The sequence below is a fragment of the Candidatus Thioglobus sp. genome (assembly GCF_028599055.1).
In the GTDB taxonomy this organism is placed as follows: domain Bacteria; phylum Pseudomonadota; class Gammaproteobacteria; order PS1; family Pseudothioglobaceae; genus Thioglobus_A.
The window spans coordinates 1-1525 of record NZ_JAQRMS010000250.1; the positions used below are offsets into that span (position 1 = coordinate 1).

Below are 1525 nucleotides of genomic sequence, written 5' to 3' on the forward strand. Positions count from 1 at the left end.
TGACGCATGTAAACAGCCACGATTAATGGCGCACCAGTCAGTGACGTGCCAGCCACGTAGCCGCCGATAATCAATAAAAACTTATCTACCCAAGGTTTGTGCGAGGTGATTTTATGATCAAAAACCCAAGTAATCGCATAAAAAATCGTGATTGAGTATATAAACACAACCACCACCACATCGGGCAAACTCAATAAACCAGCAACACCAATGAGCGTCGGCGGAATAATCCATAACAATGATTGCTTTAAATAGTGCCAATCAACTTTTTTGATTGATTTGAACAACGTTAACGAGGAGAAAAATAGGAGGTGTAAACCGATAATTGGCAACCAATAAACCGGACTACCGCCCAATAACAACATCAACGGCAAACCAAGTGCTGCACCACCAAAACCAAGCCCAGTACGCACAAAACCAGCCCATAGGAAAATCAAACCAACCAAGATTAATTCAGCAGTTGAAAAAATCATAACTTATCAAATGGTGACACCACCCCTTGCCCACCTTGACGCAACACATGCGTGTAAATCATCGTCGTTTGCAAATCACTATGCCCAAGCAAAGCTTGAATGGTGCGAATATCCGTGCCTGTTTGCAACAAATGCGTCGCAAATGAATGCCTAAAGGTGTGTGCTGATACTTTTTTATCAATACTAACGCAGCGTTTAACCGCTACTTTAATTGCCTTATTCACCGCTGATTGGTCAATATGATGGCGACGATTAACGCCACTTCTAGGGTCGGTGGCAATATTTCTGCTGGCAAACACATATTGCCAGCCAAATTCTTTATCCGCATTTGGATATTTTTTAGCCAAAGCATTGGGCAAATAAACACTGCCATAACCTTGTGCCAAATCATCTTGATGCACACTCTTTCTTTGCTCTAAATGGGCGCGCAATAATGGCATAATTTTTAAAGCCAGTGGTGTTACTCTGTCTTTTTTACCCTTGCCATCACGCACGGTGATTTGGCCGTAGTCAAAATCAATATCCTGCACACGCAAACGTACCAACTCAGAAATTCGCAAACCACCACCATATAACAAACTCACCATTAAAGCATTATTACCACTTAGTTTTGCCAATACTTTTTTCACCTCTTTGACACTTAGTACCACAGGAATACGTGGCTCTTTACGCGAACGCGCAGCCTGCACGTTTTCAAGCGCTCTATTTAACACCTCTTTATAAAGAAAAACCAACGCATTAAACGCTTGATTTTGCGTACTAGCAGCCACATTTTGCCTCACTGCCAAATCCGTTAAAAAATCCTCTACTTTAGTTTCAGAATTTTCAAACAATTCATCTCTACTGCGCATGTCTGAAAATTTGATAAAGCGCCTCACCCAATCGCAATAAGTATTTTCAGTTTTATACGCATAATGCATGCGTCTCATGGTTTCACGCATTTGCTCAATAATAGGCTTTTTATCTGTTATCATATTTACCAGTATTAAAAATTAACTAGATTATATTTAACTTTTTTACCTAAATATCAAATATTAGGTAAAAATCTAAAT

2 protein-coding genes are annotated in these 1525 nt (G+C 39.9%); both read right to left on the reverse strand.

Annotated elements, in window-relative coordinates; genetic code table 11:
* Positions 1–473: TSUP family transporter (locus PSN35_RS07670; protein WP_367183427.1), on the reverse strand; the 473-nt coding region annotated here is incomplete at its 3' end.
* The gene (locus PSN35_RS07675) at positions 470–1447 is read right to left on the reverse strand and encodes an integron integrase (protein WP_300031712.1); all 978 of its coding nucleotides are present in this window, start codon (positions 1445–1447) and stop codon (positions 470–472) included. The genes PSN35_RS07675 and PSN35_RS07670, both read right to left, overlap by 4 nt.
* Positions 1448–1525: the final 78 nt, after the last annotated feature.